The 24592-nt window shown below is 42.3% G+C and carries 23 protein-coding genes; 17 read left to right on the forward strand and 6 right to left on the reverse strand.

The features are described 5' to 3' along the window. Positions 1-46: 46 nt before the first annotated feature. On the forward strand, positions 47-1081 hold the full coding sequence (locus ABJH64_RS00935) for a GntR family transcriptional regulator (protein WP_348276021.1): 1035 nt from the start codon (positions 47-49) through the stop codon (positions 1079-1081). Between the two features lie 10 nt (positions 1082-1091). Beyond that, positions 1092-2411: an FGGY family carbohydrate kinase gene (locus ABJH64_RS00940; protein ID WP_348276022.1), complete on the forward strand. Its 1320-nt coding sequence runs from the start codon at positions 1092-1094 to the stop codon at positions 2409-2411. A 114-nt stretch (positions 2412-2525) separates the two neighbouring features. Here the strand turns inward: ABJH64_RS00940 and ABJH64_RS00945 are convergent, their stop codons facing one another. After that, the gene (locus ABJH64_RS00945; RefSeq protein ID WP_348276023.1) at positions 2526-3524 is read right to left on the reverse strand and encodes a hypothetical protein; all 999 of its coding nucleotides are present in this window, start codon (positions 3522-3524) and stop codon (positions 2526-2528) included. Continuing rightward, positions 3521-4885, reverse strand: coding sequence for a C10 family peptidase (locus tag ABJH64_RS00950; protein WP_348276024.1), 1365 nt, complete (start codon positions 4883-4885; stop codon positions 3521-3523). Before ABJH64_RS00950 ends, ABJH64_RS00945 begins: the two co-directional genes overlap by 4 nt. 318 nt (positions 4886-5203) lie before the next feature. Here ABJH64_RS00950 and ABJH64_RS00955 point away from each other — a divergent pair, with 318 nt between their 5' ends. From ABJH64_RS00955 to ABJH64_RS00965, 3 genes are read left to right on the forward strand one after another with little or no spacing between them, the layout of a single operon-like run. After that, a complete protein-coding gene (locus ABJH64_RS00955; protein ID WP_348276025.1) occupies positions 5204-5983 on the forward strand; it encodes a (Fe-S)-binding protein in 780 nt (259 codons plus the stop codon). Continuing rightward, positions 5980-7338, forward strand: coding sequence for a lactate utilization protein B (locus ABJH64_RS00960; RefSeq protein ID WP_348276026.1), 1359 nt, complete (start codon positions 5980-5982; stop codon positions 7336-7338). Before ABJH64_RS00955 ends, ABJH64_RS00960 begins: the two co-directional genes overlap by 4 nt. After that, a complete protein-coding gene (locus ABJH64_RS00965; RefSeq protein ID WP_348276027.1) occupies positions 7335-7895 on the forward strand; it encodes an LUD domain-containing protein in 561 nt (186 codons plus the stop codon). Before ABJH64_RS00960 ends, ABJH64_RS00965 begins: the two co-directional genes overlap by 4 nt. Here ABJH64_RS00965 and ABJH64_RS00970 read toward each other — a convergent pair. From ABJH64_RS00970 to ABJH64_RS00980, 3 genes are all read right to left on the reverse strand, one after another. Continuing rightward, positions 7892-9199: a HAMP domain-containing sensor histidine kinase gene (locus tag ABJH64_RS00970; protein WP_348276028.1), complete on the reverse strand. Its 1308-nt coding sequence runs from the start codon at positions 9197-9199 to the stop codon at positions 7892-7894. The two genes, ABJH64_RS00965 and ABJH64_RS00970, sit on opposite strands and share 4 nt — an antisense overlap. 113 nt (positions 9200-9312) lie before the next feature. Continuing rightward, positions 9313-9693 carry a VOC family protein gene (locus ABJH64_RS00975; protein WP_348276029.1) on the reverse strand — a complete coding sequence of 127 codons (381 nt, stop codon included), beginning with the start codon at positions 9691-9693 and terminating at the stop codon, positions 9313-9315. An 81-nt stretch (positions 9694-9774) separates the two neighbouring features. After that, a complete protein-coding gene (locus ABJH64_RS00980) occupies positions 9775-10818 on the reverse strand; it encodes a 6-bladed beta-propeller (RefSeq protein ID WP_348276030.1) in 1044 nt (347 codons plus the stop codon). 86 nt (positions 10819-10904) lie between these two features. Between ABJH64_RS00980 and ABJH64_RS00985 the strand changes: the two genes are divergently transcribed. From ABJH64_RS00985 to ABJH64_RS00995, 3 genes are all read left to right on the forward strand, one after another. Then, on the forward strand, positions 10905-11744 hold the full coding sequence (locus ABJH64_RS00985) for a sugar phosphate isomerase/epimerase (protein ID WP_348276031.1): 840 nt from the start codon (positions 10905-10907) through the stop codon (positions 11742-11744). Between the two features lie 154 nt (positions 11745-11898). Beyond that, on the forward strand, positions 11899-13038 hold the full coding sequence (locus tag ABJH64_RS00990; RefSeq protein WP_348276032.1) for a geranylgeranyl reductase family protein: 1140 nt from the start codon (positions 11899-11901) through the stop codon (positions 13036-13038). Between the two features lie 71 nt (positions 13039-13109). Next, positions 13110-13715, forward strand: coding sequence for a DUF2911 domain-containing protein (locus ABJH64_RS00995; protein WP_348276033.1), 606 nt, complete (start codon positions 13110-13112; stop codon positions 13713-13715). 108 nt (positions 13716-13823) lie between these two features. Here ABJH64_RS00995 and ABJH64_RS01000 read toward each other — a convergent pair whose 3' ends face one another. Further along, the gene (locus ABJH64_RS01000) at positions 13824-14708 is read right to left on the reverse strand and encodes an energy transducer TonB (RefSeq protein ID WP_348276034.1); all 885 of its coding nucleotides are present in this window, start codon (positions 14706-14708) and stop codon (positions 13824-13826) included. Positions 14709-15160: 452 nt separating this feature from the next. On the opposite strand from ABJH64_RS01000, the gene ABJH64_RS01005 reads away from it, so the two are divergent. From ABJH64_RS01005 to ABJH64_RS01045, 9 genes are read left to right on the forward strand one after another with little or no spacing between them, the layout of a single operon-like run. After that, on the forward strand, positions 15161-16498 hold the full coding sequence (locus tag ABJH64_RS01005) for an MFS transporter (protein ID WP_348276035.1): 1338 nt from the start codon (positions 15161-15163) through the stop codon (positions 16496-16498). A 12-nt stretch (positions 16499-16510) separates the two neighbouring features. Further along, positions 16511-17566 (forward strand): MFS transporter, encoded by a 1056-nt coding sequence (locus tag ABJH64_RS01010; RefSeq protein WP_348276036.1) that lies wholly within the window; start codon positions 16511-16513, stop codon positions 17564-17566. 12 nt (positions 17567-17578) lie between these two features. Then, entirely contained in the window at positions 17579-19795 is a 2217-nt protein-coding gene (locus tag ABJH64_RS01015; RefSeq protein ID WP_348276037.1) for a molybdopterin oxidoreductase family protein, read from the forward strand. A 20-nt stretch (positions 19796-19815) separates the two neighbouring features. Then, complete coding sequence (locus ABJH64_RS01020) at positions 19816-20388, forward strand: 4Fe-4S dicluster domain-containing protein (RefSeq protein ID WP_348276038.1); 573 nt, start codon at positions 19816-19818, stop codon at positions 20386-20388. Between the two features lie 14 nt (positions 20389-20402). After that, positions 20403-20909, forward strand: coding sequence for a Rieske (2Fe-2S) protein (locus tag ABJH64_RS01025; RefSeq protein WP_348276039.1), 507 nt, complete (start codon positions 20403-20405; stop codon positions 20907-20909). Positions 20910-20920: 11 nt separating this feature from the next. Continuing rightward, entirely contained in the window at positions 20921-21172 is a 252-nt protein-coding gene (locus ABJH64_RS01030) for a DUF6755 family protein (RefSeq protein WP_348276040.1), read from the forward strand. Between the two features lie 24 nt (positions 21173-21196). Beyond that, positions 21197-22690: an MFS transporter gene (locus ABJH64_RS01035; protein WP_348276041.1), complete on the forward strand. Its 1494-nt coding sequence runs from the start codon at positions 21197-21199 to the stop codon at positions 22688-22690. A 3-nt stretch (positions 22691-22693) separates the two neighbouring features. Further along, positions 22694-23299 carry a molybdenum cofactor guanylyltransferase gene (locus tag ABJH64_RS01040; RefSeq protein WP_348276042.1) on the forward strand — a complete coding sequence of 202 codons (606 nt, stop codon included), beginning with the start codon at positions 22694-22696 and terminating at the stop codon, positions 23297-23299. A 4-nt stretch (positions 23300-23303) separates the two neighbouring features. Continuing rightward, complete coding sequence (locus ABJH64_RS01045) at positions 23304-24566, forward strand: pyridoxal-dependent decarboxylase (RefSeq protein ID WP_348276043.1); 1263 nt, start codon at positions 23304-23306, stop codon at positions 24564-24566. Positions 24567-24592: the final 26 nt, after the last annotated feature.

The raw sequence follows: 24592 nt of genomic DNA on the forward strand, positions 1-24592 counted from the left end.
ATAAACCTCGATTACACTTAGTACCCCCAAATAACCCCAAAATACTATGTTAGTTGACAAATCGGAAAGAATTCACACGGATTCACGAACCCCAAAATACATGCAGGTGGTCAATCTTATCTTGGACGACCTGGACAGCGGAAAACTCAAAATCGGAGATAGAATTCCTTCTATCAATGAGACAAGTTTTGATTTTCTCCTCTCCAGAGACACGGTAGAAAAAGCCTACAATGAACTGCGGGATCGTGGAATCATCACTTCGGTGAGGGGCAAAGGCTTTTACGTGAGCTCTACGAATATGACTAACAAGTTAAAGGTGTTATTGATTTTCAACAAACTCAGCTCTTACAAGAAGATTATCTATTATTCTATCGTGGAGACGTTAGGTGATCAAGCAACGGTAGATCTGCAGATTCACCACTACAATCGTACGATTTTCGAAAATCTGCTGGAGAGAAACTTAGGACATTACAATTACTATGTCTTGGCACCGCATTTCTTCGATGAAAACACGCATCCAGAAACCTGCTACGACTTAATCCAACAAATCCCAAAAGACAAACTCCTTATCATGGACCGTGATGTAAAAGGTCACGAAAATGAATTCCCTGGAGTCTATCAGGATTTTGCCAGAGATATTATGGAAGCTCTGGAGTCAGGAATTACCCATTTGAGAAAGTACACTAGGTTAATCTTGGTATTTCCTAAAGGCGATATGTACCCTGTGGAGATCATCGATGGGTTCAAGCGCTTTTGCTTTTTCCATAACTTCAACAATCTGATCTTGGACGGTATCGATGACGAGCAACTTTATGAAGGCGATTCTTTTATCGTGTTGGCAGAGACAGACCTTGCCAATATCGTGAAGAAATCCCGGGAGCAATCCTTTCAGCTCGGCACAGACATCGGACTAATTTCTTACAATGAAACTCCGCTAAAAGAAATATTGGCTGATGGAATCACTACGATCTCCACGGACTTCATCAAGATGGGAACAGCTATAGCCAATCAAATCCTGGGAACTGAAGACAAAATTCCCCTCAAGAGCCCTTTCAAAATGATCATCAGAAAATCGCTCTGACAGCGTAGCTATGAGTAAAATTCCAGTAACGGCTGTTTTTGATATCGGCAAAACGAATAAGAAGTTTTTCCTTTTTGACGAAAACCTAACCGAAGTACACAGTTCTTACATACGTCTGGATCCAATTCCCGATGAGGACAATTTCCCAAGTGAACCCTTGGCTCCTCTAGAAGAATGGATGCTAAAGACTTTCAAGGAAGCACTACAGCATACAGCTTACCAGATTCAGCGATTGAACTTCTCTTGTCACGGAGCGTCTTTTGTCCACGTTGATAAAGATGGAATTCCATGTACTCCCTTATATGATTACTTGAAGCCTTTCCCGGAAGATCTCTTGGCTAGGTTTTATGAGGAAAACGGAGGAAAAATGACCTTCTGTCGAGCCACTTCCTCTCCCCCATTGGCGATGCTCAATTCTGGTTTACAGCTTTATTTCATCAAATACGCCAAACCAGATTTCTTCAAAAAAATCGCTCATTCCTTCCATTTTCCGCAATACCTAAGTTTTCTTTTTACGGGAGAAAAAGTATCCGATTACACCAGCATAGGGTGTCATACCGGACTCTGGGACTATGAAGCAAACGATTACCATAGCTGGGTAGATCGAGAAGATATTAGAAAATTGCTACCTCCAATAGTTCCTGGGAATACACTCCTGAAAACTAAGCCTGAACTTGGAAATATTCCCTGTGGCATAGGAGTTCATGATTCCTCGGCTGCTTTGCTCCCTTATATTCAGCAAGAATCCGAACCATTCGCCTTGCTTTCTACTGGCACTTGGGCGATAGGTATAAATCCATCAAATAAAACTCCTTTGACCAAAAAAGAGCTGAAGCAGGATTGCTTACAGTTTCTTAGTATCAAAGGTGATCCGATCAAAATCTCCCGCTTATTTATCGGCGAGGAACATAAATATCAGGTCGAGAAGATGTACGAGCACTTTCAGATGCCAATGGGTACTTATAAAAAACTGAAATTCAATGCTACACTATTTGAAAAAATTAGAGATTTCAGAAGCAAGCGCATACACTTCCACTACCTCAAGCCCGAGGATTATGGAATAGAACAGGCCATATCCAATGATTGGTCAAGATTTTCCGAGTTCAACGAGGCTTATTATACCTTCATTCATGAACTCACCGACTTGCAGCTTGCAGCTCTACAACTTGTTTTGGATGGTGCTCCTGTAGCCAAGCTTTACATAGACGGGGGCTTCCAGGCTAATGATATTTTCGTAGGTATGCTTCGCAAAAAGCTTCCGGAATTAACAATCATTCCAAGTGATTTTCCAAATGGTTCTGCATTAGGGGCAGCCATGCTGGTTAATTAGAAAAATCACTGCTCTAACTTGCTTTTGTATTTAATATGCTTAGCAAACTGTGAGATACTTCACCTGTAAGAAAGAACCTGACAAGGTTCAAAAAAACTGTCAGGTCTCTTGATTTTAAAACTTAGGTATTCCCACATAGTATAAATCAAATCCTCCTAAGCCACCTGGGCGATTGGAAGAGAAAATCATTAAGCGATTGGAGAACCCTGGATTTTCTGATACTATAGGTCGATATTCATCCTTGTCAGAATTGATATTTGGCCCGAAATTCACAGGCTCAGACCACCCAGAATCCGTCTTGAAAGAATAGTATAGATCATACCCTCCATATCCTCCTGCTCTATCAGAGGCAAAAACTAATAAATCACCATATACAAATGGCATGTGATCATTTGCAGTGGAATTAATAGAAATTTTTAAAAAGGGTTTAGCGCTGGTTCCTAATAAATAATCTAAAGGAGAAATATCACTTGGTAAGTCCAATTCATAAATATCAAACACTCCTTCCCGATCTGATGACATCAGAAATTTTTCAGGTTTCCCCTGACTTGAAATATCTGACCCTTTCAGATAATTCTCACCGTAAAAGCTTGGATACATTTCGCTGACTGACTCTTCAAAGAGTTGAAAGCTTTGATTCGTTCGAGCATTTGGAGCTACTGAAGGTATTTCTGGCTCAGCATAGATGGAATAAATCCCTTGGTCATCATCTCGACTAAATAACATGGTTTTATCATTCTCCGAATCTACAAAGCTGTAAGGCCCTTTCTCATTGTATGTTGATTCAGTCCTTCTGACCCAATCAAGTAGGCTATTATCGAAAAGTGAGTTACCCTTACCTACACTTAGGAAACCTTCAGATCTATCCCAGTAAAACACCAAATTGAACCCGACAAGATTAAAATGGTTTGGTTGAGATCCTATGCGATTGGAAGAAAACACAAGTTTAAACTCATGATTTACAGTCGGCATATCCGAATTGATATCATCAAATGCCGAATTTATTATGCCCAAATTGGTCGCCGTCTCTGGGAATACGCCAACGTTATATTTATTTTGATTACAAGACTGAATCAAAATTATAGGGAAAATACACCATAGCAGCTTTCTCATCTTATTCCAGTTATCATTTTTAAACTATTATTATAATTAGACCCACCCGATCCATATGGTGCAAAGACTCCACTTGAAAACCATCCATTTTGGCTACCATTCCAACCCCAATTCATGAAATACCAAGTATATGACCATTCCATACACCCATCCAAATCACAATCGTAAGCTTTATAATTATGCGTTTTATAACCATCACTAGTCCAAATATGCCATTCGAGTAGTGAATCTCTACCATAAAATATTGCTGGATACCCTTGTGCTAACTCATTCTTGAGCGTAGATGGATTGAAATTAGATGAATTCCCCCCATTTTGGAGTCCCATGGATTTGAGAGCAGGGCTTATTCTACCTGGAAGAGTCATCCCATTGCAGGTGGTTCCAAAATTGAAATCTGTATTTGCAGCTAAAGCAGAATTATACATTAATAACGCCAAGCTAATTTGTCCAGATGTAGCAGGAGCACAGGGTGAATTGGAAGTCTGAGGCATCAAATTATACGCGTTAGCCGAGCCAGGTTTAAAATACCATAAGGTTTGAGCAATAGCTACTCCACCACATCCGATAGGGCTTCTATCATTGCATCCACAATCATGAAAAAGGTTTGTAGGTGCCATGTGATTCGAAATTCCTGACTGTCCCCACTTAACTCCAATAGATAAAGGATCAGAAGGATCATAACTGTATAGAGGTTTCCTTTGAGATACTGTCATATAAGGATTACACATAAACTGGCCATATTGGTACCACTCATAGCAGTTGGAGTTAGGATTGTAAGCCACTGCATTATCCCAAATTCTTCCATTAGGATCGTATTTTTCTGTGTACTTCTTCCACTCGTTATAGACAATTGGGTGAACTTCTTCAATCCCTTTTAACTCCTGATCAATCTGTAGCATAGTCTCTTGATACCAAACTTTCAATCCATTCACATCTTGTAAGTTTTTTGCTGTCAATTCACCTTCCGAGGAATATGCCAAAATAGGCATAACTCTAGAGTCCCCCGATATCATCACAAATCCTTCTAATTCATTAATTACAAATGCTTCAAAATCCAACGTGTCTGAGAGGGCTACTCTGGCTATATCTTTAATTTTGGGAGAGCTTTTTATTTTCCTCCCAGCAATATAACTTGAATCAGTCGCAAAAAACCCCAAGGCTATTTCTTTAGCTAGATCTTGAGATACTTTATAAGAAACTTCGACTTCAGCCAAAATGTCCACTGGCTCATCAGAAAAATCGGGTTCTGACCGGCAACTAGCTAAAAGAAAAAATAGTATTCCAAGCAATTTTAAGCTTTGATTGTTTGATTGTTTGATTGTTTGATTGTTTTCATAAAAATTTTGTTTAAAAGTGATCAAAATCTAAATAGTAGTTTTCACTTTCACAAGCGACTTTGAAAAAAAACTAAAAAATTAACATTTGAGTAATTCCCTCAAATTCAACGCCTGATGATCAACCATCTTCATTGAAATCTATTTCCTGTTCCCAGACAAGACCTTCATAAAATTTAAAGTGACATCTAAAATCGCATGTATATTCTAACCTGTAGCTCAAAATAACCGACACTAAAGGATAGAACTCAAAGCCAAATGAAATAACTTAGGTTTTGTTCCAAGATCACCCCAATAAGCATAAGATTGTTTAAGTCCAACTAGTTTGACTTTCAAATGAACTGAATGACTTACGAATTCCCGATGAAAAATAACCCAAGCCCGCATATAGGCCTATTTATCCCTTGCTACATTGATCAGTTTTATCCAAAAGTAGCAATCGCTACACTTGAATTACTAGAGAAATTAGGCTGTAAAGTTACCTATCCGATGGGCCAAACGTGCTGCGGTCAACCCATGTCGAATGCAGGTTTTGAATCCAGCACGGAGCATACCACCTCAAAATTCATCCGTGATTTTGCCGGATTTGACTACATAGTAGCTCCCTCTGGCAGCTGTGTATTGCATGTAAAAGATCACTCTCCAAAAATAGAAAAGCTCCAAAAAAACCAAGAATACGTTCAATCAAACATCTACGAACTCAGCGAATTCATCACTGACGTGCTAAAAGTAGGTTCTATCAAGGGAAGTTTCCCTCATAAAATTGGCTTTCATGCATCCTGTCACGGTCTTCGCGGGCTTAGACTAGCGAGTGATTCGGAGCGAAACGAACCTAAATTCAACAAAACCCTTCAATTGATGAAGGATTTGGAAGGATTGGAGGTAGTGGAGTTAACCAGAAAAGATGAATGCTGTGGATTTGGTGGGACATTCGCAGTAAGTGAAGAAGCCATCTCCGTGCAAATGGGCAAGGACCGAATCGCGGATCATGTGGACAAAGAAGTAGAAATCATCGTGGGGGGAGATATGTCCTGCATCATGCACATGCAGGGAATCGCAACCCGAGACCAGGAAAAAATCAAGTTCATGCACTTTGCAGAAATTCTTAACCAAGTCATCTCATGAGTCATCCACAGCATGCAACGGTATTTTTGAAAGATCAGGAGCGCGCCAAATGGCATGATGAGACACTTTGGATCGTGCGAGAAAAACGGGATGCCACCATCCATCAAATTCCAGAATGGGAGCAACTACGTGAACTAGCTTCACAAATTAAGGATCATACGCTTTCCAAACTGGACCACTACCTCGAAGAATTAGAGAAGAATGCTACCGCAAATGGTATCATAGTACACTGGGCAGAGAATGCTGAGGAGCACAATCAGATCATCGGAAAGATCCTAGAGGAAAAGAATTGCAAAGCGATCGTCAAGAGTAAATCTATCCTGACGGAAGAATGTCATTTGAATCCGTTTCTGGAAGAAAAAGGCATTGAAGTCGTAGATACCGATTTGGGGGAGCGCATTATTCAGTTTCTCAAGCAGCCCCCGAGTCATATCGTAATGCCGGCTATTCACCTCAAGAAGTCAGATATCTCAGCTATTTTTCACGAAAAACTCCAAACCGAAAAAGACAATATCGACCCAGTTTACCTCACGCATGCCGCACGACTACATCTCCGAGAAAAATTCCTGCAAGCTAAAGTGGCCATCACAGGAGTGAATTTCGCAGTGGCAGAAACAGGCGAATTCGTTGTCTGCACTAATGAAGGAAATGCCGATATGGGTGTTCACTTAGCAGATACGCACATCGCTTGTATGGGTATAGAGAAGTTGATTCCTCGTAGAAAAGATCTTGGCGTGTTCCTTCGTCTTCTAGCCAGATCGGCTACAGGCCAATCCATCACCAATTACAACTCGCACTTCCGCAGTCCATCTCCAGGCAAAGAGCTCCATCTGATCCTAGTGAACAATGGCCGCACCAAGCAGCTCGGCAGGGAGAAGTTTCGCAACTCCCTGAAATGCATACGCTGCGGAGCCTGCATGAACACCTGTCCTATTTATCGCCGAAGTGGAGGATTCAGCTATGGAAGTACCGTTCCCGGCCCTATAGGGTCTATCCTGTCACCAGGAATAGATCTCAAGAAACACAGTACCTTACCTTTTGCCTCTACGCTCTGCGGTAGCTGCTCTGATGTATGCCCGGTGAAAATCAATATCCACGAACAGCTCTACGAGTGGAGACAGGAAATCACCAAGGCACATGGCTCGTCGTTGAAAGGCCTTTCTATGAAATTGGCCAATGGGATTTTCAAAAGCCCAATGGCCTACCGTATTTCCGGGCAATTGATGCGTGCTTCGCTTAAAACTTTACCGGATAGTATTATTTACAATCCGCTGAATGCATGGGGAAAAGGCAGAAACTTACCTGATTTGCCAGCAGAATCTTTCAAAACCTGGTACAAAAAGAATAGATCATGAGTAGCAAAACATCCATACTTTCAGCCATCAAAGGATTACACATGGAAGAAAAACCTCTTCCTGAGATCCCCGACTTCGCTATCGCTGAAGACCTAGTCGCCACATATACAGCGGCATTAAGTGGCAATAAAGGCTCAGTTGTAACTAAAGAGGAGCTGGAGCAGCTACTTGACGAAACTAACTTCGGAAAAATCTACAGCGCTTCTCCCACTTTTTCATCCTATACCACCTGCGATTTACCAAGCCACCCCGCAGGTTTTGCAGATTTGGATCTGGCCATTATCGAGGGGCAATTCGCTTCCGCTGAGAATGGAGCGATTTGGCTGGATGAAAGCAACTTAGATCTCAGAGCGCTACCCTTCATCACTGCCCACCTAGTGATTGTGATCAAAAAGGAAAATATCGTGGGAAACATGCATCAAGCCTATGAGCTCATAGGGTCTAGCAGCTCTGGTTTTGGCGTATTTATCGCCGGTCCATCCAAAACGGCAGACATCGAACAGTCGCTCGTAGTGGGTGCTCATGGAGCCATGAGCTTGAAAGTGGTGATTCTTTAAACCAACTTTTTGGTGAGCGTGAAACTGTTTTGCTTGTCGTTAGTGGAAGAGTAAGTAAGCTCAAAACGTATCTTATCCGCAATTCTTTTGCAAAGCGGAAGCCCGACGCCAGTTCCTTTTTCTTTTTTGGTACCGTAAGAAGTTCTGGCTCGGAAGGCAAACAAGTCCTTTTGATCTAAAGCAGAAATTAGTGCTCCTTGATTTCGAACAGTCCAGCTTAATTTGTCCTTACTCACTTTAAGGTCTAGGTTGATCACAGAATTCAAGGGGGAAAACTTAATGGCATTATCCAGCAAGTTTTTTAGAATTATCTTGATCTCATTGATTTCCAACGATATATTCTGGTCTTCTCCTTCAAAAGAAACCTCAACTTTCTGATTTTTTTCTGCAGCCTGTACCTGCATCATAGTTTGCATCTCATGAGTCAAGACCATCAAACTTATCTCATGCAGTTGTACAGGTTTGTCCTCCAATTCCGTCATTACCCAGCTTAAGGTATTGTTCAGTACCTTATTCAGATGGAAACTTTGGCCCTTCAGATTGCTAAGTATTTGCTCCATTTCTCCTGGTTCAAAAGCATCCTTCTCCACTAGTCCAAGGGTGGTGTGGAGCATACCTATAGGATTTTTAAGATCATGGGATAATATCGCAATCAACTTATTTTTCTGCTCATTGAGCATTTTCACCTCCCGAAGCGTGGCATCTTGCCTTACCTTAATGGAGTTCAGAATATTATTCTGATTTTGATAACTTTTTACAAAAAAATGCAGCAGCACAAAAATAAAAAGACTGATCCAGAGAATCGTAACGGCGTGATCTACAAACACTTCTTCTGGAGTACTATAAAAGTGTACTACTTCCAAATACCCGAAAGCTTCAGCATAAAATAGAATGAAAAATATAGAAAACGAAAGTAAAAACCAGCCCAACTTTTGCCAACCCGGCACCAGCAAGGTGTACATCACTAGCATAAGAAAGAAGGCATAAATCGTAGGACCATCACTTCCATCATTATAAATAAAGTTGAAAGCAACAACCAAATGCCCTAATAAGAGCAAAATATGAATTGCAATCCGTGTTTTTCCGAATTTTGAAACCAGAAAATAAGTCCCAAGAAAAGGGAATGCAATGCCAATTTTAAGAAATACAATCACAGGTGACATTCCTAAAATCGCATCTGAAACACCCAAAACTAGCAAAAGCACGAAGGTCAAAAATGTAAAAGTCAGAGTAATTCGCTTATGGAAATCCTCCATATTATCAAAATTCTCTTCAGAAACCTTTAATCCTTTGGTTAGCCACATAAAAATCCCCTTAAACTAAGTTGAACAGCAAATTATAAAAACTTACCCGGTACCAAAGACTAGGACACAAAATTACCCAAAAAAAACTTAGATAAAGTCAATATAAACTCAGTCTAGACCATCGAGTGGAGTGCTATTCTGTTTCCTTCAGAATCCAAAAAAACGCCCATATATCCAATATCCGGAGCTATCAATCTCTTCGGAATTTGAATTTCACCACCTGCAGCCTCTACTCTACCCAATTCAATGGCGCAATCTTCTGAATTGAAATAAATCAATGCTCCGGCATGTCCACTAGGTTCATAGAACTTTTTGTGAAACACTAAGCTTCCCCCTGCTCCTGTACCGTCAGCACCTCCAGGAAACCAAGCCATCTGAAAATCTCCCAATTCCTGCTTATTGAGCTTGCATTCAAAGACTTTTTGATAAAAATCTACGGCTCGATCCAGGTCATTCACGGGAATTTCAAACCAACCTACAGCTACTCTTTTCATAATTGCTCCTAGTTAACTTTTACTTAGTATCAGTACAAATAACCTCCAAGGTTCTCAGCCGGCACTTTCTAGGTGGAAGTACTACACTCTAACCAGCTTGATTGGATAAGTTTTGCCTGCGTTCCATTGGCATACATAGATATTTTCATCCTGATCTATACACACATCATGGCAATGCTTGAAGATCGATTCAGATTGAACCATCAGCTGAAGCTTGCCATCTCTATAGTCAGGAGCCGTGCCTCCAGGATTGGAGACCACCTTATTGTTCTTGTCCAAAATAGTAACAAAACCCGAATCCGGAGTTTGCTCCAAATACCTCAACCTGGACCAGCAAACGCCAGCATAAAGATTGTCTCCATGAATAACCGGTCGGCACACAAATGCTCCCGGCAAAAAGATGGTCTCTAGGTACTCTCCATCCATGGTAAAACGCTTGAAGGAATTATGTCCACGAGAAGTACAAAGCAAGGTTGGTGCTTGTCCTCCACGCTGATCTACCGTGATCCCATGTGCCGTGCTGAATTGAGCGTCAGCAGATCCACTTCCTCCGAATTTGCGGATGAACTTGCCGTTTCTGTCATACTGAAGAAAAAACTGAGAACCATAGCCATCCGCCACATAGAGATCCCCATTGGGAGCTACAGTCGTTTCGGTGGGCACATAGGACATTTTTTCCGTATAGATACCTTCTGTAACTGGCGCGGCAATCTCCGCCACAATCGCTCCATCGACGGTAGTTTTCACCACTCTACCTGCATTATCCGAAATCCACAGGTATTCTGCATCACCCTCATCCACCAAGGTGAGCCCATGAGCTCTATCCATTCCCAAAGTCCAGGCCTTTAAAAATTTCCCGGATTGATCGTAGATGATGACATTGTTTTTTGGTTCGTCAGTCACCATGATCATACGGCCTTTGCGATCCATTACCATCTCGTGACAGTTATTCACTGGAACTTTGCTAGGATCTAGCATCCCCCATTTTTGATCTACTTGATATTGAAAATCCCCGTGTCCGATGATCATATCTCGGTTTCTAGCAAAAGTAAAAGATGGTGCAATTGATAGTGCAAGTCCGGCAAGGGTGGCGTTTTGTATAAATTTTCTTCGGTCTGAATTCATAGCGTTAAGCAAAGCTTGAATTTAAGGATTACTATCGAAAACTGAAGAATTATTGATATTTTGGGTCAACCCTAATCTAAAAAACCATGAAAAATCCATTCAGAATTCTTCTCCTTTTCCTAATAATAACTTCGCCAGCTCTGCAAGTTCAAGCTCAGGAAGTGGCTCTTCAGCTCTATTCTCTTCGGAATGAAATGAAGCAAGATCCTGCAAAATACCATCAGCTGATATCAGAATGGGGAATCTCAGCCTTGGAAGGAGGTGGAGGATACGGAATGTCCGATACCGAATACGCAAAGCTACTTGCTGACAATAACTTACGCATCATCGGAGTGGGTGCGGACTACAATCAACTCACTCGCGATCTACAACCTATAATCGATCAGGCGAAAAAATATGGCGCCCAGTATGCCACTTGCTATTGGATCCCCCACGCAGACGGCCCAATTTCTATTGAAGAGATCAAAATCGCTACGGCACTTTTCAACGCGGTAGGTGCTGAATTGAAAAAGGAAGGAATTACGTTTCTCTACCACCCGCATGGGTATGAGTTTGCGAAGTATGGAAAAAAACGAGTCGTACTGGACTACATGCTAGAGCATGCCGAAAATTTCGCCTTCAACATGGATGTCTTTTGGGTAAAAATGGGAGGTGGAGACCCGCTTGCAATCATGAAGAAATACCCGGGCAAATTCCCAATGCTGCATCTTAAAGATCGTAAAGTAGGCACTCCAGGAACCAAGGACGGCAAAGGCAATGTAGAAACCAACGTAGTGCTAGGCACCGGAGACATCGATATCGCAGGTATCATCCAAGAGGCTAAAAAGCAAGGAACTGTTTACCTAAGTATAGAAGATGAAAGCTCCAGGTCTGTGACTCAGATCCCCAAAAGTGTAGCTTTTATCAAAAAAGAGTTGAATAAGTAACCGTCAGGGTTTCCCGATTAAGTCGAAAAGTTCGAGATTGGTGCCAGGAGACAAGAGATTGTCAAAAAGTAGAAAATTACCAGAAAGTGGGGGCTTTGCTTCCACTTTTCTAGTTTCTTTACAGCTAGATTCTAAACACATTTTCGACCCAAGTATGAATTTTTACGAAGTAGCGATAATAGGAAGTGGGCCTTCTGGAGCTCTGGCGGCCTATTATTTGGCAAAGGCTGGGATTTCCACCGTCATTATTGAGAAAGAAAATCTACCCCGATACAAAACCTGCGGCGGAGGCTTAGTGTATCGAGGACGACGCAGACTACCTTTTGATATTTCCTCGGTCGTAGAGCGTGAGTACGCCCAGATGAATGTCTATATGGAAGGTGAACAAAAAATGTTGAGCTCGCATAGAGATCTGCCCGTGATCAGTATGGTGATGCGAGACAAATTCGACAATCTCCTAATCGAAAAAGCGGTGGAAGTAGGCGCAGAACTCAAGGAAAGGCACAAACTCACCCACATTACCTTTGGCCAGAACCTCACGCTGCATACAAGCGAAGGTGACATCCAAACGACCTTTGTGATTGCCGCAGATGGTGCCCTCAGTCCCACCGCCAAACTTGCGGGGTGGAAAGAAACCAGAAAACTCATTCCAGCACTAGAGTATGAGGTAGAAGTAAATGAGGAGGATTTCGAGCGACTTTCCAAAGAAGTTCGATTCGATATGGACAGCGTTCCAGCTGGATATGCCTGGAGTTTTCCTAAGAAAAATCACCTCTCGCTGGGTATTGCATCCACCAAAAGGACTCGCATAGATCTCAAAGCGTACTACAAAAAGTATCTTGAAAAACTTGAAATCACAGAGGTCTTGAATGAAAAAGCCCATGGTTTTCAAATCCCGATTTCGCCTCGGACGGATGGTTTTTCCAGAAAAAATGTATTCCTGGTGGGAGATGCCGCTGGATTTGCAGATGCAGTGACGGCAGAGGGAATTTCCAACTCGATGTGGAGTGGTGAATTGGCCGCTAAAGCCATCTTAGAGGCTAAGTTGCATCCTGAGCAGGCGGCGATTCTGTATCAACAAAAGCTCGACCAAGAACTACTTCCTGAACTCAACACCTCGCTGAAGGCCGCCAAATGGTTTTACACCTTCAGAATCATTAGAAATATGCTCCTTCGAAAGTATGGCGACTATGCGATCAATTTCATGACAGATCTCTACACCGGAGAACGAGGCTATCCAAAAAATTTGATGAAAACGATCAAGGCAAAAATTCTAGAGTCCAAGCTATCTTGAACCAGGATGTCTTCCTTTTCCATAAATAGAACTAACTTTCCAATCTTTTATAAATCCAAAACAACTTAGTCATGAAAAACAACAAACTCTTTTTATCGGCATTTGCCCTTGTACTCTTCTTCTCATTTTCTACCATCTCTTTTGCGCAGCTTCAAGCCCCTGCTCCTAGCCCAGCGGCGCATGTATCACAGGTAGTAGGTTTCACCAAAATTAGCATTGACTACTCCTCTCCGGCGGTGAAAGGAAGAAAAGTATTCGGTGAGCTAGTGCCATTTGGTACTTCCTGGAGAGCTGGTGCAAATAACCCTACCATCATCGAATTCAGCACAGGAGTGAGTATTGGAGGCAAAAATATCGGTCCGGGCAAGTATTCTATTTTCATTACTCCTCAAGCTTCTGGCGAATGGACAGTTCACTTGAATGGCAAAGGAAATGCAGTCTATGCTTATACCAAAGATGGAAAAGTCGATGAAGCGGCATTAGCAAAGGACGATGCAGTGGCGGTCAAAGTAACTCCGGTAGCTGCTCCTGAAAGCTTCGAAAGACTGGCTTACTTCATCTCAGCAGAAGACAATAAAGTGGCTACAGTGACTTTCATGTGGGCAGATACGATGCTGTGGTTCGAAGTAGATACTCAGGTAGCTCAGAAAATGGAGCAATTCAAAGGAGTGTTTTAAAACTTCTTTTTTCCAAAAGTTAACCTAAGCCCGGATTGTAGATTCGGGCTTTTTTTTACTAAATTTTTAGCCTAAGACTTCGAAGTTTAACCCATTTCCAACTCACCATTAAAACCTAAAAGGAACCTTAAGATTCGTAGCTATTGGCTGGTTATCGTCCACTTGTGCAGGAATAAACTTAGGCAAGGAACTCATCACACGAATCGCTTCCGCCTCTAGTGCTTCACCGTCTGCAACTGTCTCCATCACCGTCACCTCACTCACTTCACCAGATTCATCAATGCGCACGTTCAAGAGAATTCTCCCCTTTACTGTGGATTGGGGTGACTTGAGATTTTCTCTGATATGCTGCGATATCTTTGCGTTGGTGCATTTTTCAATCTCCTGTGAAGTACCAAAATTCTCGCAGCCGTAAGCGATAAAACTCCTTTCGTTCACCTTTCTATCGGGTTTGATATAGGAAAAAGGCTGTCCATTTACATTTAGCCCAATCATTCCTAAGCCTTTTTTGTAATACAAAGTATAGACTGTTCCTTCGCGCTCGGAGCTTTCAGTTTTCACTTCCAAGAGATCTGAAAATTCACAAAACGGAGTCAGATACGTACTAGTCAAGCTTAGGATTTCATAGGTCCATACTTTATCTGTGCTGATCCATTTTGAACCAACTTCAACGTTTGAAGGAAGTTCCAAAGATTCTATCCCTTTCTCCTGATCCAAGCTGAATACCGCACCATTTTCTTCTCTCCAGAATCTAGTTTTCACCTCACCGGTGCTGTATTTCTGAGTTTCTTTGAAGTAATATTTGCCTTCAAATTCCAGACTGTCGCCTTCAAAAGTCGATACGTATGAATTGTTGCCGTAAGTAAGGTTTTTTTGTAAACCTACCCTGACGGGCCAATACAAGCCAGTTGAATTTTCAAAGCAGTTACTTTCTTGTCCAAAAATTTGAGCTAACGAGAGAAAGAAGAATGCTATAGATAAGGTGAACTTCATGGTTTTAGTCTAGTAAGGTTACTTTCCTTGACGAGAAAGCACACCTATTTTCTATTTTAGAGTGCCTTTGATTCAAGCCGGCACTAAACTAATAATACTCGGTCAGATAAAGCATTGGTGGATGATGTGCATCTTACAAATTTCATTGAATGCAAAATGCCCCCTCTTAAATTTAATCCATGAAGGAATTCTCCTTTTTATGATGTAGAAAATCTAGAAAAAACGAAACTAGTACATCTACAGATAAGCCATCAGCATTAAAAATCCAGCAGGTTTAGATTTCAATTTCATGTAATACATTCAAGATTTGGGGTACTCAAAAAATCATAGTTGAACCTTAAGCACCATTAGTAAAACCTAAGTATTAGTAGGTTAAAAAGTGATTTTCGTCAGGTAGTAAGGAACACCCTGTAGATACCTTTGCCAAACTTTCACCCACATTTAGAAATCCTATGAAGACTTGGCTTACTACTTGGGAACCAGAAAACGAAACCTTCTGGAATTCAAAAGGAAAACACATCGCTTGGCGAACCTTGATCATCACTACCATTTCTCTGACGCTTTCTTTTGCCACTTGGTTTATGGTGAGTGCGATCGTCACTAGGTTAGATGGAATTGGCTTCAACTTCACTTCCAATCAATTATTTTGGTTAGCTGCCCTACCAGGTTTAGCGGCTGGTACACTGCGGATAATACATACTTTCCTGATCCCCATATTTGGTTCACGACATGTGATTACCATTTCTACCCTTATCAAACTAATACCCGTTATTGGATTTGGGTTTGCAGTGATGGATCCAAATACGCCATATTGGGTATTCGTCGTGCTCGCTTTGACAGCAGGTTTTGGAGGAGGAGATTTCTCCTCTTATATGCCCTCTACAAATTTGTTTTTCCCTTCTAGATTAAAAGGTGCAGCCTTGGGCCTTCAGGCTGGAATTGGAAATTTTGGAGTAAGCTTAGCCCAATTTATGACTCCGATCATGCTGGGTATAGGTTTTTATGGAGCTCCTCAGCTTTTCTCCAAACAAAATGCAGCAGGAGAAACTGTACAGACTGAAATCTATCTGCAAAGTGCTTCACTTTGGTATGCTCCTCTACTGATTATTACAGCTGTATTGTGCTGGTATATGATCAAAAGTATTCCTATCAAATCTTCTTTTAAAGAGCAAACGGAGATTTTTAAGAATAAGCATACTTGGTATTGCACCATTATATACTTTATGACTTTTGGGACTTTTGCAGGTCTATCGGCTGCTTTTCCACTTTTGCTCAAATCCGTATATGGCCCTCTTGACGCTAGTTTAGACCCTTTGAAATATGCTTTTTATGGTCCACTCATAGGATCAGCCTCGCGGGTTATATTCGGGTTTGTGGCTGATAAAACAGGTGGTGCAGTATTGACTACAATTTCAGGAATCGGTCTTTTGGCTTGCACTTTAGCTATTATTTTCCTTAACTTATTGGAGCCAACTGGAATAGGTCAGCTGGATCTCTTTATTACTATCATGCTGCTTTTGTTCTTTTTCACAGGAGTAGGAAATGCTTCCACCTTTAAGCAATTCCCTGTGATTTTCAAGAATAATCCCATCCATGCTTCAGGTGTAATCGGATGGACAGCAGCGATTGGAGCTTATGGCCCATTTATTTTTGCCATAGCGATCAGTGCTTTCTTAGATAGCAGCGGAAGTGCCGAAGGATTCTTTAAGGTTTTGGCTGTTTTTCTAATTATCGCTACCGGGATCAACTGGTATTTCTATGATAGAAAAGGGGCTGAAAAACCTTGTTAACGCAATAATACTATGTTAAAACTACTTCAAGAATTAAATAGAGTCGCCCTCATAAAGGCTACTGTTGCAGCTTTGGCAGTGATTCTTCTGGTTTTCATTGGCTCTAGAAATCTTCAGAATTTCGATGCAGCATTAGTTGCATACCTCCTAGGGACAATCTTTGCAGTTTTTGGAATAGCCTATCGCTATTCAGTTTGGTTGCAGCGTCCACCTACTCGATTGTATTGGAGACGTAGTATGCAGTTTTTGTTCAGCAAGGACTTCCCATTTTATATCAAGCGGAGTGTTACCTTATTCTTCAAAAACATTCTATTTCAGAGATTTATCTATCATAGGAGTCGTACGCGATGGATTGGTCACTTCCTTTTGGCTACGGGATGCTTGATCGCTTTTGCAGTAACTATTCCCCTCACGCTAGGATGGATTCACTTTGAGTTCAAACCAGGAGATGACACCTTATACTATGCTAAGTTTTTCGGCTTTGAAGTAGGTTCATTTGAGTTGGGTTCCTTTATTGCTTTCATGGCTTTTCATGCGCTGGTATGGTGTTCTATTTTAGTTACTATTGGAGCGGTGATGATGATGAAGCGCCGATTGACAAATGGTGGTTTGATAGCCACACAGACTTTCGAGGGAGATTGGTTACCCCTGATTTTGTTGATCGCCATCTCCGTTACAGGACTAGGGATATCCTATGATTATTCATTTTTACAAGGAAAAACCTATCAATTTATGGCAGTAACACATGCCATTACTGTGATTCTGTTTTTGGTATGGATTCCATTTGGCAAATTCTTTCACATTTTTCAGCGACTGGCACAATTGGGAGCTAATCTCTATAAATATGAAGGGAAAAAACAAGGAATGGCAGTCTGTCCGCATACCAAAGAGGAGTTTGCTACACAGCTCCATATCAATGATCTAAAAGACGTCACAAAAGAATTAGGCTTCAATTTCACCCTGAAAGACGGAAAAAGTCACTTGGATTTAAGTCCTGAAGGCAAGCGTGCTGCGTTGGCGAAAGCGCATTTCGAAGTAAGAAAAGAATCCGGATCCTTTTTCGGCTAAAAATATTTTATCATGGCAAAATTACCTTCATCAGTAGATTCAATCATCGAACAATACGGCCCGCACAAAGGCTATACTCCAGAAGGAGGCTTCAAAGGAGTGCATGAACCAGACAAGCTCGTCAAGACACATTGTTGCTTTTGTGGAATGCAGTGTGGCATCCAACTGAAGGTAAAAGACAATAAAGTGGCGGGATTCGAACCTTGGATGGAGTTCCCCTTCAATGAAGGTCGTCTTTGTCCCAAAGGAGTCCAACGTTATTTGCAAAACAATCACCCCGATCGGCTCCTTACTCCGCTTCAGCGTGTAGAAGGTAAAGGCTTTGAATCGACCACATGGGAAAATGCCATGAATCGAACTGTCAGCGAAATCCAACGGATTCAATCTAGCTACGGTAAGGATTCTTTTGCTATGCTTTCTGGAGTCTCTTTGACAAATGAAAAAAGCTACATGGTTGGTAAGTTTGCGCGAGTAGCACTCAAAACCGCAAACCTGGATTACAACGGTCGTCTATGCATGGTAAGTGCGGGTGCTGGTAATAAAAAGGCCTTTGGCTTAGATCGTATTTCCAATTCCTGGGAAGATCTAAAGCATGCTAAAGTCATCATCATCGCTGGGGCTAATGTGTCTGAGACCTTCCCTACCCTGACTCATTACATCTGGCAAGCTCGGGATAATGGAGCGAAACTAATTGTAGTCGATCCACGAATGACTCCAATTGCTCGGACAGCTGATCTACACCTTCCAGTAAAGCCAGGCGGAGATTCTGCACTTTTTGGCGCCATGCTAAAGATCTTAGTGGATAATGACTGGCTTGACCATGATTTTATCGACAATTACACCTCCGGCTTCCAAGAAACTATAGACGCAGTCAAAGATTACGACTTGGCATGGGCTGAGGAAACTACTGGCGTTTCAGCTGCCAAGATTCAACAAGCCGCCGAACTCTGGGGTAAGGCCAACACCAGCTTTCTACTTCATGCAAGAGGAATCGAGCATCACTCCAAAGGTGTTGACAATGTCCTCAGCTGTATCAATCTAGTTTTGGCTACAGGCCGAATCGGCAAACCTTACTGTGGATACGGTACGATCACTGGCCAGGGAAATGGTCAAGGTGGTCGTGAACATGGACACAAATGTGATCAACTTCCTGGCAATCGAGATATTACTAATCCTGAGCATCGCCAGTACATCGCAGATGTCTGGGGAATAGATGAAAAAGACATGCCTGGCAAAGGGCTGTCAGCTTATGAGATAGTAGAAGCTATTCACAGAGGAGAGATCAAAGGTCTTATCACTATTTGCTTCAATCCGCTCGTCTCACTTCCTAATAATAATTTTGTAAGAGAAGCCTTAGAAAAGCTGGAATACTATGTTTGCATAGACTTTTTCCTCAACGAAACTGCACGTCATGCCGACATCATCCTTCCAGGTTCCCTGCATGAAGAAGAAGAAGGAACTGTAACCACCGCTGAAGGAAGAGTGGTGAAAATCAATGAGGCAGTCACTCCTCCAGGAGAGGCTCGAAAAGACAGCGAAATCCTAATCGAAATTGCCAAGCGTCTTGGTGCCGGAGATAAGTTTCCCTACAAGAAAGCGGAGGACGTCTTCAACGAACTTCGAGTAGCATCGAAAGGGGGAACAGCGGATTACTTTGGAATTACCTACGAAAAAATAGAGAAAAACATGGGTGTCTTCTGGCCATGTCCCTCAGAAGATCATCCGGGTACTCCTAGACTCTGGGAAGATAAAAAATTCAGAACTCCTGACGGAAAAGCTCACTTCAATCCAGTGCCATATCGCGAGCCATCCGAAGTGGTTGACAAAGAATACCCCGTAGTGATGACTACCGGTCGGGTAGTTTCTCAATACCTCAGTGGTACTCAAACTCGCCGAATCGGCAAGTTGGTTGATCAGTATCCAGAGCCACTTTTGGAAATGCACCCTTCCTTAGCTTACCAGTATGGCATCAAGGATGGCGATGAGGTGACAGTAAAAACTCGACGTGGAGAAGCGACTTTCCCCGCTCAAATCGTAGAAACTATCCGTGAAGACACCGTCTTCATCCCTTATCACTGGGGTGGAAAGCTTTCAGCCAATCAGCTGACAATCGGAACTTTGGATCCAATTAGTAAAATCCCTGAATTCAAAGTTTGTGCCTGTCAATTGGTACCAACAGGCAGAATCGCTTCGATAAAAGTGAAAGACACTGCATTTCAAAGTTTTTAATCTAATAAACCTAACTAACCATGCAAAACCCACAATACAATCAACAAATGGAGTTTTTCGTCGATATGCAGCGCTGTATAGGCTGTCATGCTTGCGAAATGGCCTGTGCTGAATGTGAGACAAATGGACAAGAAAGCATGATTCATATTCACTATGTGGAGCGTGCAGTCTCAGTCCAAACTACAGTGCAAGTCTGCATGCATTGTGAAGATCCTGTCTGTGCAAATGTGTGCCCAGCCGATGCCATCACCAAAGATGACTTTGGTGTAGTCCATACTGCTAACACCTCCCGCTGTATTGGCTGCTCTAACTGTGTGCTAGCCTGTCCATTTGGAGTTCCAAAAAAAGAAGAAAAAGCCGAGTTGATGATGAAGTGCAACATGTGCTACGATAGAACAAGCGTAGGCAAAAAGCCCATGTGTGCCACTGTTTGTCCAAGCCAGGCACTTTTCTATGGTACACGAGAAGAGATCGAAAAGCTTCGACCAAATAGTACTCCTGTCAACAAGTTCTTGTTTGGAGAAGAAGAAGTGAATACCAAAGTCAATCTCATGATGCCTAAGGGCAGCACAGAATTGCGCATTAACTATTAAACTTATCCCGCGCTATGTCCAAAGATCCTAACGCAGAAATCCCAAAATGGAAACAGGATTTCCCTATCGAGCAAAAAGAGGCAACCCACGTATCACGCAGGGAATTTGCTAAATTCTTAACCTTACTCTCCGGAGCTTTGGCAGTAGGAAGTACCGCCATAGTGGTCAAATCAATCGCTTTTCCAGAAAAGCCACTGGTCGGAGAACATCCCATCTGCATGGAATCTGATGTACCAGAGGGTGAATCCTTCATGTTTGAAATCGAAGGCTCCAAGACTATTCCCTATCTGCTGATCAATCTAGGTGCTGGAGAATGGAGAGCTTTCGAGCAGAAGTGCACACACCTTTCCTGTGCAGTCAAATACCGTCATGACCTCGGCCAAATCGAGTGTCCTTGCCACAAGGGTTATTTCAACCCTCGAACTGGTGATGTGATTCAAGGACCTCCACCACGTCCATTGCCTCAGCTAGAAGTAGTAATCCGCGACGGGCAAGTCTTTGTCAAAGCACAACAAGCCTAAACTCAATACTTATGAGCGACTTCAGACAATCACAAAACGAAGCACATCCAAATAAGCGGAGCACACTGATGACTGGTATCATCGTTCTTCAAATTCTATTTGTCACGATACAGATTTGGTTTCTTTTTGGCGCACTCAATAATGCCCTTCAGGATAATCTAAACTTCGCAATCACCACAGCTGTAGGTTCGCTTACATTTGCATTTGCATCTTTTTGGCTTCTGCGCTACCTGCCTGGCTCTATCAAACACAAGACAAAGTAAGACCCCAGACTTTATCTCTTTCTTATGAACGAAAGCATTCCTACCGGTGCGCATCGCGTACTTTTTCTAAATACCCTGGCATTTACACTCTGTTTCGCTGCCTGGACCTTCAATGGTGTCATGGTGACTTATCTTGTTGACAACGGTATCTACAATTGGAGTCAGGTAGAAATCGGTTGGTTGTTGGGCATCCCGATTCTCACTGGCTCTATTATGAGACTGCCTTTGGGCATCATGACCGATAAATATGGTGGAAAGTGGATTTTCGTAGGATTGTTACTTCTCACAGCCTTACCGATGTACCTACTGAATTTCACCGAATCCTTTAACTGGTACGCCTTGATGAGTTTTGGTTTTGGACTTGCAGGTGCAGGTTTTGCCGTAGGCATAGGCTATACTTCAGTTTGGTATCCGAAACACTGGCAAGGTAGAGCATTGGGAATATTTGGAGCGGGAAATGCTGGAGCTGCAATCACCACGCTATTAGCGCCAACAGCCCTAAACTATTTCACAGAAAATGGTCAAAACCCTGAGGCTTGGAAAACTCTTCCTACAATTTATGCGGCGGTTTTGGTAGTGATGGCTGCGCTTTTTGCTTTTTTAGCGAAAAATAAAAAGCCACTCGTCTCAACTCGTACCATGGCAGAAACACTCAAGCCACTCGGCAATATTCGAGTTTGGAGATTTGGACTGTATTACTTCCTTGTCTTTGGATGCTTCGTCGCCTTATCTCAGTGGCTTGTACCTTACTTTACCAATGTCTATGGCACGAGCCTGGTGATAGCTGGACTTTTCGCTTCACTTTTCAGCCTTCCTTCAGGAGTTGTCCGCGCTTTAGGAGGTTGGATGAGCGATAAGTTTGGAGCTAGAAAAGTGATGTTCGGGGTTTTCGCTTGGTCAATCGTCATTGCTGCTTTATTGATGATCCCAAAAATGGAAATCTTCTCTCCTGGTAAAGGAGTGAACGCTGTCCAAAAAGGAGTCGTCGCTGAAGTAAAGCCTAATGAAATCATAATGGAGAGCGGAAAAGTCTATCCCTTTGCCGGTAAAATCGCAGAGTCTGACTTGACGCTCGACAAAGCTCCCATCCTACCACAAAAAACTTCTTGGCAGGAGCCTGTGGTAAAACCTGGAGATCGTGTCGAGAAAAAAGAACTCTTGGTCAAGGGAGTTACCCGGATAAACTTTGAAGCGAATATGTGGGTATTTGCGGTTTTGACCTTGATTTTAGGTATCGTTTGGGGAATAGGAAAAGCTTCTGTCTATAAGTTTATTCCTGATTATTTTCCAAACGAAGTGGGTGTTGTTGGCGGAATGGTCGGAGTGATTGGCGGCTTAGGAGGTTTCTTTTGCCCGATACTCTTCGGTTACTTATTAGAAGGCACGGGACTTTGGACTAGTAGCTGGATGTTTATCTTGGTGCTTTCTATAGTTTGCTATTGGTGGATGTCCAAGGTGGTGAAGTCAATTTTGAGAAGGCATGCGCCAGAGATTTCTGACAAGATTGAACATCATTGAGCCGTGACTGAGGATCAAAGTATAGCCGTTTTTATCCTTGCAGGAGGAAAAAGCTCACGAATGGGTGAGGAAAAAGGCTTAGCAAAACTTCATGGAAAACCCATGATTCAATACCTAATCGAAGCCACTTCCGGCTTAGCTCAAAGTCAAAGCATCATCGGACATCATCCAGATTACAGTCAATTCGGCATTCCAGTCTTTACTGACTTGATTCCCGATAATGGACCTCTCGGTGGGATTTATACCGCTTTGAGCTATTGCAGTACCGATCGAGCATTGATCTTGAGTTGCGATAGTCCTTTGATTCAGTCACAAACTCTGGTGAAAATGATAGCCCACTTCAATGGTAAAATACTAGTTGGGACTCTTGGAGATCGGATGTATCCTTTTCCCGGTATTTACTCTAAATCGCTTTTGCCTCAACTCAAAGAAAATCTAGAAGCCAATTTTCTAAAAGTCCAATCCTTCATCCATAATAACCCACATAAACTGATCTCCTGGGATCAAATTTCCGCCAATTCTGAATTAGAGTTCGCAAATATTAATACCCCGGAAGAACTTTTAGCCTGGGAGAAAGACGAGGAGCTTAAAGGCCTTTCTAAAAAATAACATCATGGAAATCCGAATGAAATACTGGAAAAAGCTAAACTCAGAAGAACGTCTCAAGCGAGTTCAGCAAGCGCTAAAGGATAATGTGGATTTCAGCAAAGATGCCAGTTTGGGCTATCCTGCTTCAAGATTAGATGAGCGAGTTTTCCCAGAAGATGCTATTTCGCTTCGCGAAAAGCCAGTTCTGAGCACCTATCTCGCCAACCCAAATCATATTGGCTGTCATACGTTCGGCACCTCGGAGTTAGCATTTAAAGGCACACAAGCCCTCGAACGTGAGGTACTTAGTATGATTGCTGTGGATCTATTTAAAATTGAAGACGGCCAATTTGACGGGTACATTTCGCCAGGCGGAACCGAGGCGAATATTCAGGCTATTTGGATCTATCGCAATGAATTCATGAAAAGCCACGGGGCTAAAATCGATGAAATCGTCATTTTAGCTTCTCAGGATACGCACTACTCTATCCCGAAAGCAGCCAACTTACTGATGGTCGATTGGGAAAGGTTAGCCGTGGATCCTTTCTCTAGGCTTTTAACTCCCAAAGGAGTGAAGGATACGATCGATAGCTGTCTGAACCGTGGGAAAAAATATTTTATAGTCGTCGCAAATATGGGGACAACGATGTTTGGCTCAGTAGATGACCCTACTTTATATACTGAGGCACTTAAGCAACTTCAACTACCTTTCCGATTGCATATCGACGGAGCCTATGGAGGATTTGTCTATCCTTTTGGAGACTTCGAGAATCAAATCAATTTTAGAAATCCTGATGTTTCATCCATCACCATCGACGCGCACAAAATGCTACAGTCACCTTACGGAACTGGGATTTTTGTTTGTAGAAAAGGACTCATCCAGCATGTGCTTACGGAAGAAGCGGCTTATGTAGAAGGCATGGATTTGACTCTTTGCGGTAGCAGATCAGGTGCCAATGCAGTCGCTGTATGGGTGATTCTCACCACGTATGGCCCACATAAGTGGTATGAGAAAATCTCAGTCATCAAGATGAGAACCAACTGGTTTTGTAAGCAATTGGCTGAAATGGGTATCAATTTCTATCGCGAACCGGAAATGAATATTGTTGCCATACATGCTGAAGAGATACCTGAGGAGATTGCTCATAACTATACACTTGTACCCGAAGCTCACGATGAAAGCAATAAGTGGTACAAAATTGTACTCATGGATCACGTAGAGATCGAGCACCTCAAGAGTTTTCTGGAGGATTTATCTCATGCCAGAAGACCCCAAACAATGTCGTAGTCTAAAGTCCACACAGAGAAATAAAT

It is taken from the genome of Algoriphagus sp., from assembly GCF_039969895.1.
Classification (GTDB): Bacteria; Bacteroidota; Bacteroidia; order Cytophagales; family Cyclobacteriaceae; genus Algoriphagus.